Origin of the sequence: Roseomonas sp. E05, assembly GCF_030063475.1 — a bacterium.
GTDB lineage: Bacteria > Pseudomonadota > Alphaproteobacteria > Acetobacterales > Acetobacteraceae > Pseudoroseomonas.
Map to the genome: position 1 here is coordinate 209581 of NZ_JASIRT010000002.1, position 14313 is coordinate 223893.

Sequence of the window (14313 nt, forward strand, 5' to 3'; positions counted from 1 at the left end):
TTCCATGGCTCTGCTCGAAGTCGAGAACCTGCAGACGCATTTCCGCACCCCCGATGGCGGCGTGAACCGCGCGGTCGACGGGCTGAGCTTCAGCGTCGAGGCCGGCGAGACCGTCGCCATCGTGGGCGAGTCCGGTTGCGGCAAGTCCGTCACCTCGATGTCCATCCTGCGGCTCATCCCGGAGCCGCCGGGCAAGATTGCCGGCGCCATCCGCTTCAACGGCCGCGACCTGCTGAAGCTCTCCGACCGCGAGATGCGCGCCATCCGCGGCAACGAGATCAGCATGATCTTCCAGGAGCCGATGACCTCGCTGAACCCGGTGCTGACCATCGGCAAGCAGATCGGCGAGGCGCTGCGGCTCCACCAGGGCCTGTCCAAGGCGCAGGCGGAGGCGAAGGCGGTGGAGATGCTGACCCTCGTCGGCATCCCGGCGCCGGACAAGCGGGTGAAGGAGTACCCGCACCAGCTCTCCGGCGGCATGCGCCAGCGCGTGATGATCGCCATCGCGCTCGCCTGCAACCCGAAGCTGCTGATCGCCGACGAGCCGACCACGGCGCTGGACGTCACCATCCAGGCGCAGATCCTCGACCTGATGCGCGACCTGAAGCGCACCGTCGGCGCCGCCATCGTGCTGATCACGCATGACCTCGGCGTGGTCGCCGAGGTCGCCGAGCGGGTGATCGTCATGTATGCCGGCCGCAAGGTGGAGGAGGCGAAGGTCGAGGAGCTGTTCCGCGCACCGAAGCATCCCTACACCCAGGGCCTGCTGGGCGCGGTGCCCAAGCTCGGCTCCTCGCTGACCGGCGAGGTGGAGCGCCTGGCCGAAATCCCCGGTCTGGTGCCGAGCCTGAAGGAGCGCATCGACTACTGCGTCTTCGCCGGCCGCTGCCCCTATGCGACCGACCTCTGCCGCGAGGTGGCGCCGGCGCTGGAGGAGAAGGCGCCGGGCCATGTGGCGGCCTGCCACTATGCGGTGAAGGAGGCCGTGGCGGCATGAACATGACGATGGGAACCCATCCCCCGCACCACGCCAACCGTCCGCTGCTGGAGGTGAACGACCTGAAGAAGCACTTCCCGATCCGGGGCGGCTTCTTTGGCGGCACCACCGGCTATGTCTATGCGGTGGACGGCGTTTCCTTCCACATCGAGAAGGGCGAGACGCTTTCGCTGGTCGGCGAATCAGGCTGCGGCAAGTCCACCGTCGGCAAGGCGCTGCTGCGGCTCTTCCCGCCGACCGACGGGCAGGTGGTGCTGGACGGCACGCGCATCGACGACATGTCGCAGGGCCAGCTTCGTCCGCTGCGGCGCCGCATGGGCGTGATCTTCCAGGACCCGTTCAGCAGTCTCAATCCGCGCATGCGGGTGAAGGACCTGCTGGCCGAGCCGATCCGCAACTTCGGCCTGGCCAAGAACAGCGCCGACCTGGATGCGCGCATCGCCAAGCTGATCGACCTCGTGCGCCTGCCGCGCGATTCCGCGAATCGCTGGCCGCACGAGTTCTCGGGCGGGCAGCGGCAGCGCATCTGCATCGCGCGCGCATTGGCGGGCGAGCCGGACCTGATCATCTGCGACGAGGCCGTCTCGGCGCTCGACGTCTCGGTGAAGGCGCAGATCGTCAACCTGCTGCAGGAGCTGCAGCAGGAACTCGGGCTGGCGATGCTGTTCATCAGCCACGATCTCGCCATCGTCGAGCACATGACGCACCGGGTGGCGGTGATGTATCTCGGCCAGATCGTCGAGATCGCGCCGCGCCGCTCGCTGTTCGGCGCGCCGAAGCACCCCTATACCGAGGCCCTGCTCTCCGCCGTGCCGGTGCCGGAGCCGGGGGCCGGGCGGCAGCGCATCGTGCTGAAGGGCGACGTGCCAAGCCCGATCAACCCGCCGAGTGGCTGCCGCTTCCACACGCGCTGCCCCTATGCCTTCGACCGCTGCAAGACGGACGTGCCGCGCCTGCAGCAGACGCAGCCGGGCCAGTGGGCGGCCTGCCACCTGCATGACCTGCCGGCGGAGAAGAACCCGCTGGCGCGCAGCCTTCCGGCGGTGGCCTGAGGCGAAGGAAAGGCTCGGGGGAGGGAACTCCCCCGGCCGCGTTTTTCAGCCTGCGCGCCGGCGGTGCGCGTAGGTGGCATCGAGCCGCTCGCGCAGGTAGTCGGCGCCGGTGGTTGCCGGCCATCGCGGCGGGTTCTCCGGCGAAACGCAGCTCGGCAGTGCCTCCACCACCGCATCTGGATCAGGATCGAGGAAGAAGGCCGCCGAGAAGCGCTCCCGCTCCGGTGCGCGCACCCGGTGCGGCGTCGAGGCATAGACGCCATTCGACCAGCGCATCAGGCAGTCGCCGATATTGCAGATCAGCGCGCCCGGCACGTCCGGCGCGGCGATCCAGTCGCCATCGCGCAGGCGGATCTCCAGGCCGGGTACGCCATCGGTCGCCAGGATGGTGACGTTGCCATAGTCGGTATGGGCGCCGGCGCCGAGGGCGCTGCCACCATCGCCACCGGGGTAGCGCAGCAGGCGCAGCGTGGCGATCGGGCGCCGGAACTTGTCCTCGAAGAAGTCCTCGGGGACGCCGAGATCAAGGGCGAAGCCGCGATGCAGCAGCAGGCCCAGCTGCCAGCAGGCCTCGAAATGCCGCAGCGTCGCCTCGCGGAAGCCCGCCAGCTCGGGCCATAGGTTGACACCGCGGAAGGGCGCCCCCGCCAGCACCTCCGGGTCGTCCGGCGGCAGGTCAAGGCCGATGTTGAAGGCCTCCTTGCGGTCGGCGGTGGTGCGGTCCAGCGCCTCCTCGGCCAGGGCGACATAGCCGCGGTTGTGCGGCGAGTGCCGGATCGAGACGGCCTCCTTCGCCGCCTGCGGCTGCGCGAAGAAGCCGCGCGCCCTCTCGAACAGCGTGCCGGTCCCGTTCAGCCCATGGCCGGTCACGAGGAAGAATCCAGGACCGCGGCAGGCGGTCCCCAGTTCGGCGGCTGCGGCGCGGCGGGTCGCGGGATCGCGCAGCCGGCGCGCATCGAGAATGGGGATGGGGATGGACATTGCACCTTCCATGGGCATCGGGCGTGGCTCTGCCGGGGAGCGCATGGTTCAGGCAAGCGCCGGGCCACGAGTGCCATAGTTCTTGCGAACGCATCGCATTCGCGGCATAATCCGCCCAGCTTTTGCTCGCGCGCCGCATCCGCCCGCTTGACGCGCCGCACCCGCTGGGATGACGTTTGCCTCCAAGGCCGCCGCGCATCGCGGCGGCGTTCGCGCATGGGGGAGAAGCGGCATGCCGCAAGTCACACTGACGGTGAACGGCAAGACCCATACGGTGGATGTCGAGGGGCGCACGCTGCTGGTCGAGGTGCTGCGCGAGAAGCTGCGCCTGACCGGCACCCATGTCGGCTGCGACACCAGCCAGTGCGGCGCCTGCGTCGTCCATATGGGCGAGGACAGCGTGAAGTCCTGCACCCTCCTGGCCGTGCAGGCGGAGGGTGCGGAGATCACCACCATCGAGGGGCTGGCCGCGGCCGACGGCACGCTGCACCCGATGCAGGAGGCCTTCCGCGAGTACCACGCCCTGCAGTGCGGCTTCTGCACGCCCGGCATGGTGATGAGCGCGATCGACCTGGTGCGGAAGCATCCCTCGGGCCTGTCCGAGCAGGAGATCCGCGAGGGGCTGGAAGGCAACATCTGCCGCTGCACCGGCTATCACAACATCGTCAAGGCGATCGCCGCCGCGGCCGAGGTGATGAACGGCAAGCGCAGCGAACTGGTCCGCGCCGCCGAGTAGGCCCTGGCTTCACGGATATGCGACGACCGGCCGCCATAAGGCCGGCGTGACAAGCCCACGAACGCGGTTGGGAGGCGATTTCCATGAATGTCACGGTACCCTTCGAGGGCATCGGGGCCAGCGTGAGGCGGAAGGAGGATCTTCGCTTCCTCACCGGCCGCGGCCAATACACGGACGACCTGAACCGTCCGGGGCAGCTCCATGCCTGGATCCTGCGCAGCCCCCATGCGCATGCGCGGCTCGGGCGCATCGGCACGGCCGCCGCGGCGGCCATGCCCGGCGTGCTGGCGGTCTATACCGGCCAGGACCTTGCCGCGGCGGGGCTGGGCGGCCTGCCCTGCGGCTGGCAGGTCACCGGCAAGGGCGGCAAGGTGATGGCCGAGCCGCTGCATCCTGTGCTGGCCACCGGGAAGGTGCGCCATGTCGGCGACCCGGTGGCGCTGGTGGTGGCCGAGACCCGTGCCCAGGCGCGCGACGCGGCCGAGGCGATCGAGGTGGACTACGCGCCGCTCCCGGCGATCGCCACCATCGGGGCCGCCACGGCGCCGGGCGCGCCGGCACTGCATGACGAGGCGCCGGACAACATCTGCTTCGACTGGGAGATTGGCGACGCCGCCGCGACCGACGCGGCCTTCGCCCGGGCGCACAAGGTGGTGCGGTTCGACACCACCAACAATCGCCTGGTGCCGAACGCCATGGAGCCGCGCGCCGCGCTCGGGGAATACGACCCCAACAGCGGCGAGCACACGCTCTGGACCACCAGCCAGAACCCGCATGTCATCCGGCTGCTGATGGGCGCCTTCGTGCTGAAGGTGCCGGAGCACAAGCTGCGGGTGGTGGCGCTGGATGTCGGCGGCGGCTTCGGCAGCAAGATCTACCACTATGCCGAGGAGGCGCTGGTCACCTGGTCGGCGGCGCAGCTGAAGCGCCCGGTGAAGTGGACCGCCGAGCGCAGCGAGAGCTTCGTCTCCGACGCGCATGGCCGCGACCACGTCACCCATGCCGAGCTGGCGCTGGACCAGGAGGGGCGCTTCCTCGGGCTGCGCGTCGCCACGCTGGCCAATATGGGCGCCTATCTCTCCACCTTCGCGCCGGCGGTGCCGACCTATCTCAGCGCCACGCTGCTGGCCGGCGTCTACACCACGCCGGTGATCCATGGACAGGTGAAGGCGGTGTTCACCTCGACCGTGCCGGTGGACGCCTATCGCGGCGCCGGGCGCCCGGAGACGACCTATCTGCTGGAGCGGCTGGTGGATGTCGCCGCGCGCGAGATGGGCATGGACCGGACGGAAATCCGCCGGAAGAACTTCATCCGGCCGGACCAGTTCCCGTACCAGACGCCGGTCGCCCTGCAGTATGACAGCGGCGACTACGAGGCCACGTTGCGCATCGCGCTCGATGCCGCGGACTTCGCCGGCTTCGAGGCCCGCCGCGCGGAGGCCAGGGCGCGCGGCAAGCTGCGCGGCATCGGCATCTCCACCTATCTGGAGGCCTGCGGCATCGCGCCCTCCAAGCTGGTCGGCCAGCTCGGCGCCCGCGCCGGGCTCTACGAGGTGGCGAACATCCGCGTCCACCCGACCGGCAGCATTTCGGTCTTCACCGGCACGCACAGCCACGGGCAGGGGCACGAGACGACCTTCGCCCAGCTCGTCACCGAGAGGCTCGGCGTGCCCTTCGATCAGGTGGAGATCGTGCATGGCGACACCGGCAAGATCCCCTTCGGCATGGGCACCTACGGCTCGCGCTCCCTGGCCGTTGGCGGCGCCGCGATGGTCAAGGCGATGGACAAGATCATCGCCAAGGGCAAGAAGATCGCGGCGCATCTGATGGAGGCGGCGGTCGAGGACATCGAGTTCAGCGATGGCCAGTTCCGTGTCGCCGGCACCGACCGCAGCAAGGCCTTCGCCGAGATCAGCATGGCGGCCTATGTGCCGCATGACTACCCGATCGACGAGATCGAGCCGGGGCTGGAGGAGACCGCCTTCTACGACCCGAAGAACTTCACCTTCCCCGGCGGCTGCCACATCTGCGAGGTGGAAATCGACCCCGACACCGGCGAGGTGGCGGTGGTGAACTTCACGGCCTGCGACGATGTCGGCCGCGTCATCAACCCGATGATCGTCGAGGGGCAGATCCAGGGCGGGCTGGCGCAGGGCATCGGCCAGGCGCTGATCGAGCACACCGTCTATGACCGGGACGGCCAGCTTCTCTCCGCCAGCTTCAACGACTACGCCATGCCGCGGGCGAAGGACCTGCCTTCCTTCCAGGTCTCGACCAGCGCCACGCTCTGCACCCACAACCCGCTCGGCGTGAAGGGCTGCGGCGAGGTGGGGGCGATCGGCTCGCCGCCCGCCGTGATGAACGCGGTGGTGGACGCGCTGCGTGACTACGGCGTGACGCATGTCGAGATGCCGGCGACACCGGTGAAGATCTGGTCCATCATCCATCAGGGCCGCAGCGGGGCAGACCTGCCGGCGGCGGCCGAGTAGGGAGCCCAGCGCGATGTATGATTTCGAATACCACAAGCCATCCAGCGTCGCGGATGCGGTGAAGCTGCTGGCGGCGGACCCGGAGGCCAAGGCCATCTCGGGTGGCATGACGCTGCTGCCGGCGCTGAAGCACCGGCTGAACAAGCCGACCTATGTGGTGGACCTCTCCGGCATCGCCGAGCTGCGGGGCGTGCGCAAGGAGGGCGACAACATCGTCATCGGCGCGCTGACCAAGCACTACGAGATCGCCACCCATCCGCAGATCCTGGCGGCGATTCCGGCTCTGGCGCGGATGGCCGCGACGATCGGTGACACCCAGGTGCGCAACCGCGGCACCATCGGCGGCAGCCTCGCCAACAACGACCCGGCGGCCGACTATCCCGCCGCCGCCCTGGCGCTCGGCGCCACCATCGTCACCGACCGCCGCTCCATTCCGGCCGACGACTTCTTCCTGGGCATGTTCACCACCGCCCTGGAGCCGGACGAGCTGGTCACCGGCATCTCCTTCCCGATTCCGGAGAAGGCGGGCTATGCCAAGCTGCGCAACCCGGCCAGCCGCTATTCCATGACCGGCGTCTTCGTGGCGAAGGGGCCGAGCGGCGTGCGGGTCGGCGTCAACGGTGCCGCGCCCTGCGCCTTCCGCCAGGGCGAGATGGAGACGGCGCTCACCGCCAACTGGTCGCCTGATGCGGTCGCCGGCATCAAGCAGTCGCCGGACGAGCTGAACAGCGACATTCACGGCAGCGCCGAGTACCGCGCCAACCTGGTGGCGGTGATGGCCAAGCGCGCGGTCGCCGACGCGGGCTGAGCGGATTTCCGGCGGGCCGGCCCTTCCGCCGGCCCGCCGCTTACGGCACTCTGGCGCCCGCGACGGACGGGAGGGGCAGGGCGTGCCGATGGACGAAGCCACGAAAACAGGCACTGCGGCGCGCGGCCATGTCGTGGTGATCGGCGCCGGAATCATCGGTGCCACCAGCGCCCTTGCGGCGCTGCGCGAGGGCTTCGGCGTCACCCTCCTTGATCCGGGCGAGCCGGGCGGCGAGCAGGCCGCCAGCTATGGCAACGGCGCCTGGCTCTCCCCTCAGTCCGTGCTGCCGACGGCGGGGCCGGGCACCTGGCGCAAGGTGCCGGGCTTCCTGCGCGACCCGCTCGGGCCGCTGGCGGTGCGCTGGGGCTATCTGCCGCGCGTCGCGCCCTGGCTGCTGCGCTTTCTCTGGTCCTCCTGGACCGAGGAGAAGGTGCTCCGCATCGCCCGCGCGCTGCGGCCGCTGCTGCTGGACGCGCCGCTGCTCCACCAGGATCTGGCCGAGCAGGCCGGCGTGCCGGACCTGATCGCCCGCACCGGGCTGATGTACATCTATCCCGACCGCGCCGACTACGAGGCCGAGGCGCTGGGCTACCGCGTCCGCAAGGCGGTCGGCCTGCACTGGCGCGAAGTGGAGGCGGAGGAGCTGCGCCAGCGCGAGCCGGAGCTGGACCGGCGCTACACCTTCGGCGCGTTGTTCGAGGAGGCTGGCCACATCCGGGACCCCGGCGCCTATGTCGCCGCGCTGGTGGCCCTGGCGGAGCGGGAAGGAGCCCGGCGGGTGCGCGCCGGCGCCACGGGGTTCCGCACCGAGGGCGGCCGGCTGCGGGCGGTCGTCACCACGCAGGGCGAGATCGCGGCCGACCGCGCGGTGATCGCCGCCGGCGCATATTCCAGGAGGCTGGCCGGCATGGTCGGCCATAAGGTGCCGTTGCAGACGGAGCGCGGCTATCACGCGGTGATTGCGAACCCCGAGGCGGGGCCTCGCATTCCGCTGATGCCATCGGATGGCAAGATGGCTGTCACCATGACCAGTACGGGCCTGCGGGTGGCGGGGCAGGTGGAGATCGCCGCGCTCGGGGCGGCGCCCAACTGGAGGCGCGCGGAGATCCTGCGCGACTACCTGCTGCGCGCCTTTCCCGGCCTGCCGCGGGACCTGCCGGCGGAGCGGGTGAAGTTCTGGATGGGCAACCGGCCGAGCCTGCCGGACGCGCTGCCTTGTATTGGTCCTGCCCGCGAATGCACGGATGTGGTGCTGGCTTTCGGCCATGCACACGTGGGGATGGTGGCGGCGCCACGTACCGCACGTCTGGTCGGTGCGATCCTGGCTGGCCGCACGCCTGAGATTCCGATCGAGCCTTACAACCCCTGCCGATTCGGCTAGCTTTCGAGACGCGGGAATGCGAGGATGGAATATGCCGGCCCTGCATCCCGTCGGGCCGTGTGCTTTTTACGGATACGAGACGCAGTGTTTCCGGATAACGATTCGCAGGGCGGCGCCGGGCCCATCGAGGCCGAGGTCAAGTGGTACAACGCCCGCAAGGGGTTCGGCTTCGTGCTGGGACCCGATGGCCAGGACGTGTTCTTCCACGCGTCGGCCCTGGCGGACGCGAGGATCGAACCGCCCGAGACCGGTGACAAGCTGGTTTGCGAGATCGGCACCGACCGTCAGGGCCGCCGCCTGGTGACGCGGATCCATGAGCGGCAACCCGGCCCCGGCGCTCCGGCCGGCGGCGACCGCCCGCCGCGCCGCGACTTCGGCGACCGTCCGCCGCGCCGTGACTTCGGCGCTGGTGGCTTCGGCGATCGCCCGCCGCGCCGCGACTTCGGCGCCGGTGGCTTCGGCGACCGTCCGCCGCGCCGTGACTTCGGTGCCGGCGGTGGCTTCGGCGACCGTCCGCCGCGCCGCGATTTCGGTGCCGGCGGTGGCTTCGGCGACCGCGGTGGCTTCGGTGCCCCGCGCAGCTTCGGCGACCGTCCGCCGCGCCGCGACTTCGGTGGTGGCCGCGACGAGGGTGGCCCGACCTACGCCGTGAACGGCACGGTGAAGTGGTTCGACCAGGTGCGCGGCTTCGGCTTCGTCACGCCGGATGATGGCGGCCAGGACGTGTTCCTGCACTCCTCCGTTCTGCAGCGTGCCGGCAAGCACGATGTGCAGCAGGGCGAGAAGGTCAACCTGGAAGTGCGCGACGGGCAGCGCGGCCGGCAGGCCGTGGTGCTGAAGGGCGGCTAAGCCCCGCGCTTCTCCTGGTGGGAAGCTCGCCTGGATTCAGGCAGCCCCCGGCGCCGGATTGCGCCGGGGGTTTTTCTTTGCCTTAGCGATATGTTCAGCAGTCTGTGCCCAGACTTCCTCCCCAGTGCCGGCCAGGTCCGGCTGAGGGGAAAAATTCCATGGCACTCGATTCTTTTGCCGCGGCTGGGCCGTTATCCGCCGCATCGCTCTCCGCCAGGCCGGTGCCGCCCGGCGGCCTTCTTGCCGCCGGCCGGCTGCTCGGTGGCGCAGATGCCCTCTTCGAGCTGGTACAGCGCCTTCTCAGCACGATTGCTGGCCGGGTGTGTGGGGCACAGACCCATCTGGAGGCGCTCGCGCGGGCCGGTACACCGGCCGAGGACTGGGCGGAGGCTCTGCTGCGCTACCGGCAGGTTGCCGACGACATCCGGGCCTCACTCGTGGCCGTGCGGGAAATCGGCCAAGCCTTGCTGGAGGCCGGGTTGGAGGATGGGTTTGGCCTCGCGGATTCGCTCGACCTGCTGGAGCGCATCGCCGTGTACCTGCCGCCTGTTCCGCCGGACGTGGAGGCCGCGCAGGATGGGCTGGCCGCACTCGGCGAAATGACGGCCGCCATCGCCGCCGCGCAGATGCGCTTCACTGCGGGCCATTCCAGGGTTGCGGCGAGGCTGGCTCTCTCGCTCGACGAACCCGCCTTGGAGCCGGCCCCGCTGGAAGGGACGGATCTGCAGAAAGAGGCTGTGCGGCTGCAGGCGCTCCAGGTTCGGCAGCAACTGGCGGGCCATGCCCTCGGGCTTGGCGCATTGGTGCCGCGTTGCCTGCGGGATCTGGATGAAACCTGAAGCGGGGTCGTTGCGGTTCCGGGTTCTCGGCGCGGTCGGGGGAAGCTAGCCTTGCCGCGACCGCGTCAGAGGACAGACCCGCCCATGCCCATGCGCCGCCTTCTGCTTACCCTGACTGCCACCTGCCTGCTTGCGCCCGGCGCCCTGGCGCAGGCGGATGCATGGCCCAACCGGCCGATCACGCTGATGGGCGGCTTTCCCAACGGCTCCGGCGTGGATATCTACCAGCGCAAGCTGGCGGAACCGCTGACCAGGGCGCTGGGCGTGCCCGTCGTGGTGGACAACCGCAGCGGCGCGGGCGGCAACATCGCCAGCGAGTTCGTCGCCAAGGCGCCGGCGGATGGCTACCTGTTCCTGTTCGGCACCGCCGGCACGCATGCCATCAACGCCACGCTCTACCGCAGCCTGCCCTTCGACCCGGTGAAGGACTTCACACCCGTCGCGCATCTCGGCGACGTGCCGAACGTGCTGACTGTCAGCCCGGAGAAGCGCCCGCAGTACAAGAGCTGCGCCGATGTGGTGTCGGCCGCCCGGGCGAGGCCGGGCGCGCTGAACTACGCTTCCACCGGCAATGGCGCATCCACGCATCTGGCCGGCGCGCAGTTCATCCAGGCGGCCGGGCTCGATGTGGTGCATGTGCCCTATCGCGGACAGCCGGGCGCGCAGACGGCGCTGCTCTCGGGCGATGTGGACCTGTTCTTCAACCAGTCCGGGCCGGCGATCGGCTATATCGGGCAAGGGCAGGTGAAGGGGCTCGCCGTCACCACCGCCAAACGGCTGCCGGCGCTGCCGGATGTGCCGACCGTGGCCGAGGCCTGCGGACTTCCGGGCTTCGACAGCAGCACCTGGTACGGCATCTTCGCGCCGGCCGGCTTGCCAGAGGCGATCCAGACGCGGATGAACGCCGAGATCCAGCGCGTCATCACCGCGCCCGACTTCCAGAAGTGGCTGATCGAGACGCAGGGCATCACGCCCAGCACTATCAACACGCCTGGCGAGTTCCGCGCCGTGCAGGAGCGCGACATTGCCGGCTGGGCAGAGGTGATCCGCCGCTCCGGTGCGCAGGTGGACTGACGCGGCGGTTGGGGAAGCATTTCCCCAACCTTTCCCCAGGCATGCGGGCTGATCAGCGCATGCCGAACCGCTCCAGCGCATCCGGCAGCAAGGTCGTGCCCGCCCACAGGGCGACGTCGAGCACCGCGATGGCAAGGGGGGTGATGCCACCGCGCCCTAACCATTGCGCCGGCGGGAAGCGGTTCATCTTCCATCACAGGGCGCGGACCTCCCGCGGGTCCTCGCCAAGGAGGAGGGGGCCATAGGTCTCGCCGATGCAGGCGGCGATCAGCCGGTCCGTCGGGAGATGCGCATGGGTGCCGGTATAGCCATAGCCGGCGATGCCGGCGTCGGTGCGCACCCCCCCCGGCACGCCCCAGCGGCTCAGCGCATGTGTGCTGTCCGCGATGCCGTCGCCGGTGAGATGCCGCCGCCGGTGACGGGCACGTGCAGGATGAACGGCTCGATGGCGGTGATGCGCATGGCGCGGAGCGCCTCAGCCGCGGCCGATGAAGGGCATCTTGGTGGCCATGATGGTCATGAACTGGATGTTGGCGTCCAGCGGCAGGGAGGCCATATGCGCCACCGCCTCGCCGACATGGCGGGCGTCCATGCGCGGCTCGACCATGGTGCTGCCGTTGGCTTGCGGGACGCCCTGCGTCATGCGCTGCGTCATCTCGGTGGCGGCATTGCCGATATCGATCTGGCCGCAGGCGATGTTCCACTTCCGCCCGTCGAGGCTGAGCGATTTGGTCAGGCCGCTGATGGCGTGCTTGGTGGCCGTGTAGGGTGCAGAACCCGGACGCGGCGCATGCGCGCTGATCGAGCCGTTGTTGATGATGCGGCCGCCCTGCGGGTCCTGCTGCTTCATCATGCGGTAAGCCTCCTGGGCGCAGAGGAAGGCGCCGTTCAGGTTGGCCGCCACCACGCCGAACCAGTCGTCATGAGTGATCTCGTCGAAATCCACAGCGGGACTGCCGCGCCCGGCATTGTTGAACAGCAGGTCGCAGCGGCCCCACTTCTGCTTCACCGCCGCGAAGAGGGCGGCGACGGATGCGGCATCGCTCACATCGGTCGGCACGGCGAGACAGTTCGGCCCGGCCTGGCCGGCGGCGGCGATGGTGGCCTCCAGCGCATCGGCGCGCCGGCCCGCCAGCACCACCTTCCAGCCGGCGCCCAGCAGGGCCAGCGCGGCGGCGCGGCCGACGCCGCTGCCGGCGCCGGTCACCACGGCGATCTTGTCCATGGACCTCTCCTCATCAAGTATTTGGTCCAGTGCAGCGTGCTTCCGCCTGGGCGGAAGCGCAAGGCGTCGCCGCGTCGCGCTCCGGCGGAAGGAGATCGCATGAAACGCCTCTCACGGTTGCTCCCCGGAATCCTGGCGCTCGGCACCCTCTGGGCTGCGGCCGCCGCCCGGGCGGAGCCGGCCCATCTCCGGCCGGTGCGGGACGTGGCGGTGACCTATCGCGTGCAGGGGGGCAACCAGGCGCCGCGCATGGTGCCGGTGGCCTGGCTCGCGGCGGCCGAGCGCATCCGCGCCGAGCCGCCGGGCCTGCCTGGCTGGCTGCTGGTGGATCTGCCCCGCAACGAGGCGCTGCTGGTGATCGAGGCGCAGGGCATGGCGGTGCGGCTGCCGGCGGGCGACGTACTGCCGATGCTGGGCGGCATCCCGCCGGGCACACGCATGGCGCCGGCAGGCAGCGGCACGGTGGCCGGGCATCGCTGCGAGATCTGGCAGGTCAGCCGCCAGGACGCCGCGGGGACCGTCTGCCTGACGAAGGATGGCGTGATCCTGCGGGCCGAAGGCGCGCGGGACAATCGGCGGGGCCGCCTGGAGGCAACGCGAGTGGCCTATGGGCGCCAGGACCCGAAGCAGTTCCAGCTTCCCGCCGGTCTGCCGGTGGTGAACCTGCCACCGGCGCTGCTGTCCGGTCTGCTGGGCGGCCGCTGAAGGCTCAGGCCTGCAGGAGGCGCTCGAAGGCGGCGAGGCGCGCCAGCAGGACGAGGGCAGCGGCATAATAGGTCTGTGCCTCCCGCACGCGCGGCAGGTCGGCGGGCCCAGCCTCCGGGTCCTGCACCAGCCGGGCAATCGCCCGGATGCCGGCATCTGCTGCGTAAGGGGCCAGGCTGTTGGAGACCAGCTCTGTCCAGGCCGGCATGTCCTGGGGGGGGGCGGCGCCCCAGAACTGCGCAGCCGCCCGTGCGGCCGGCTCGTGCGCCAGGCCCGCCCAGGCGAGGTAGAGCGGCACCCGCACGGCGTCGTAGGAGAAGCGCGGTGGCCAACCCTGCGCCGGCCTGGGCCTGCCGCCATCGCCGCCCCGGGAAAGCTGCACCCAGTCGGCCGGCAGACCCCAGCGCCCGAAGCGTGCCTGGCGCAGCAGGGTCAGCCCAGTCTGCTGCACGCCGAGCCAGTCGGCACTGGGCATCAGGTTCGCGAACTCGGCGAATGCAGGAAACACGTAGTAGGACGGGTTGATCACCACATAGCCCGGGTGCTCAAAGCCGAAGGCGGCAGGCAGCAGCAGCGGCTGGCCACCGGCATTCCGCACGCAGGCCTGGTGCAGGTCCCGGACAATCCTGCGGCTCAGCTCCTGCAGCTCCGGCCGGTCCCAGCGCCGCGCGCCGCGCGCCGCGGCCCAGGCGATGAACACGTCGCCATCCGTGGCGTTGTTCTGGTCCTCCACGGGAACGGGGCGGCCTGGGCGCCAGGACCAGGCATGCAGCGAGTCATAGGGGCGGGCCAGCTCGCGCCGGGTCCAGGACAGGATGCGGTTGAAGCTGGACTGGTCGTCGAAGGCCTCGGCAAACAGCAACCCCCAGCCCTGGCCCTCGGAATGGGAGCTGTTCTGGTTCGCCGTATCCACCACCCGGCCCTCGGGCGTCACATAGAGGCGCTTGAACTCTTCCCATTCCTCCGCCCCGCCCAGGCGGGGCTGGGGCGAGAACTCCACGTTGCGAGCGGGGCGCGGGAGCCCGGTGAGCAAGGCCGCACTCAGTACAACCAGCCCGTGCCGCCTCGTTGTGGCCAGCATGAAAAACTCCCAGGCGGCCTGCCACAAGACACGCGGCCGCGACAGGGGAGATTTACCTTTGCCTCTAATACGCGCACAAGTTGAATCACAAACATT

At 70.1% G+C, this 14313-nt stretch carries 15 protein-coding genes; 10 read left to right on the forward strand and 5 right to left on the reverse strand.

What is annotated here, in order from left to right; genetic code table 11:
- Window positions 1-4: 4 nt before the first annotated feature.
- Both QMO56_RS03420 and QMO56_RS03425 read left to right on the forward strand, forming a co-directional pair.
- Window positions 5-997, forward strand: coding sequence for an ABC transporter ATP-binding protein (locus QMO56_RS03420; RefSeq protein WP_283523633.1), 993 nt, complete (start codon window positions 5-7; stop codon window positions 995-997).
- Window positions 994-2049: an ABC transporter ATP-binding protein gene (locus QMO56_RS03425; protein ID WP_283523634.1), complete on the forward strand. Its 1056-nt coding sequence runs from the start codon at window positions 994-996 to the stop codon at window positions 2047-2049. Before QMO56_RS03420 ends, QMO56_RS03425 begins: the two co-directional genes overlap by 4 nt.
- Before the next feature lie 45 nt (window positions 2050-2094).
- On the opposite strand, the gene QMO56_RS03430 is transcribed toward QMO56_RS03425, so the two are convergent.
- On the reverse strand, window positions 2095-3030 hold the full coding sequence (locus QMO56_RS03430) for an isopenicillin N synthase family oxygenase (protein WP_283523635.1): 936 nt from the start codon (window positions 3028-3030) through the stop codon (window positions 2095-2097).
- A gap of 232 nt (window positions 3031-3262) precedes the next feature.
- Here QMO56_RS03430 and QMO56_RS03435 point away from each other — a divergent pair, with 232 nt between their 5' ends.
- The 7 genes from QMO56_RS03435 (at window position 3263) to QMO56_RS03465 (ending at window position 11206) form a co-directional block, all read left to right on the forward strand.
- Window positions 3263-3766 carry a (2Fe-2S)-binding protein gene (locus QMO56_RS03435; protein ID WP_283523636.1) on the forward strand — a complete coding sequence of 168 codons (504 nt, stop codon included), beginning with the start codon at window positions 3263-3265 and terminating at the stop codon, window positions 3764-3766.
- An 83-nt stretch (window positions 3767-3849) separates the two neighbouring features.
- Window positions 3850-6255, forward strand: a complete 2406-nt coding sequence (locus QMO56_RS03440; RefSeq protein WP_283523637.1) for a xanthine dehydrogenase family protein molybdopterin-binding subunit — start codon at window positions 3850-3852, stop codon at window positions 6253-6255.
- 13 nt (window positions 6256-6268) lie between these two features.
- The gene (locus QMO56_RS03445) at window positions 6269-7063 is read left to right on the forward strand and encodes a xanthine dehydrogenase family protein subunit M (RefSeq protein ID WP_283523638.1); all 795 of its coding nucleotides are present in this window, start codon (window positions 6269-6271) and stop codon (window positions 7061-7063) included.
- A gap of 88 nt (window positions 7064-7151) precedes the next feature.
- The gene (locus QMO56_RS03450; protein WP_283523639.1) at window positions 7152-8444 is read left to right on the forward strand and encodes an FAD-binding oxidoreductase; all 1293 of its coding nucleotides are present in this window, start codon (window positions 7152-7154) and stop codon (window positions 8442-8444) included.
- Window positions 8445-8528: 84 nt separating this feature from the next.
- Entirely contained in the window at window positions 8529-9293 is a 765-nt protein-coding gene (locus tag QMO56_RS03455) for a cold-shock protein (RefSeq protein WP_283523640.1), read from the forward strand.
- 158 nt (window positions 9294-9451) lie between these two features.
- On the forward strand, window positions 9452-10132 hold the full coding sequence (locus QMO56_RS03460; protein ID WP_283523641.1) for a hypothetical protein: 681 nt from the start codon (window positions 9452-9454) through the stop codon (window positions 10130-10132).
- A gap of 84 nt (window positions 10133-10216) precedes the next feature.
- On the forward strand, window positions 10217-11206 hold the full coding sequence (locus QMO56_RS03465; RefSeq protein WP_283523642.1) for a tripartite tricarboxylate transporter substrate binding protein: 990 nt from the start codon (window positions 10217-10219) through the stop codon (window positions 11204-11206).
- 52 nt (window positions 11207-11258) lie between these two features.
- On the opposite strand, the gene QMO56_RS03470 is transcribed toward QMO56_RS03465, so the two are convergent.
- From QMO56_RS03470 to QMO56_RS03480, 3 genes are all read right to left on the reverse strand, one after another.
- Window positions 11259-11393, reverse strand: a complete 135-nt coding sequence (locus QMO56_RS03470; RefSeq protein ID WP_283523643.1) for a hypothetical protein — start codon at window positions 11391-11393, stop codon at window positions 11259-11261.
- Between the two features lie 6 nt (window positions 11394-11399).
- On the reverse strand, window positions 11400-11546 hold the full coding sequence (locus QMO56_RS03475; protein ID WP_283523644.1) for a hypothetical protein: 147 nt from the start codon (window positions 11544-11546) through the stop codon (window positions 11400-11402).
- A 135-nt stretch (window positions 11547-11681) separates the two neighbouring features.
- Window positions 11682-12431, reverse strand: coding sequence for an SDR family oxidoreductase (locus tag QMO56_RS03480; protein WP_283523645.1), 750 nt, complete (start codon window positions 12429-12431; stop codon window positions 11682-11684).
- 99 nt (window positions 12432-12530) lie between these two features.
- Between QMO56_RS03480 and QMO56_RS03485 the strand changes: the two genes are divergently transcribed.
- Window positions 12531-13136 carry a hypothetical protein gene (locus QMO56_RS03485; protein ID WP_283523646.1) on the forward strand — a complete coding sequence of 202 codons (606 nt, stop codon included), beginning with the start codon at window positions 12531-12533 and terminating at the stop codon, window positions 13134-13136.
- A gap of 4 nt (window positions 13137-13140) precedes the next feature.
- Here the strand turns inward: QMO56_RS03485 and QMO56_RS03490 are convergent, their stop codons facing one another.
- Window positions 13141-14217 (reverse strand): glycosyl hydrolase family 8, encoded by a 1077-nt coding sequence (locus tag QMO56_RS03490; RefSeq protein ID WP_283523647.1) that lies wholly within the window; start codon window positions 14215-14217, stop codon window positions 13141-13143.
- Between the last annotated feature and the right edge of the window lie 96 nt (window positions 14218-14313).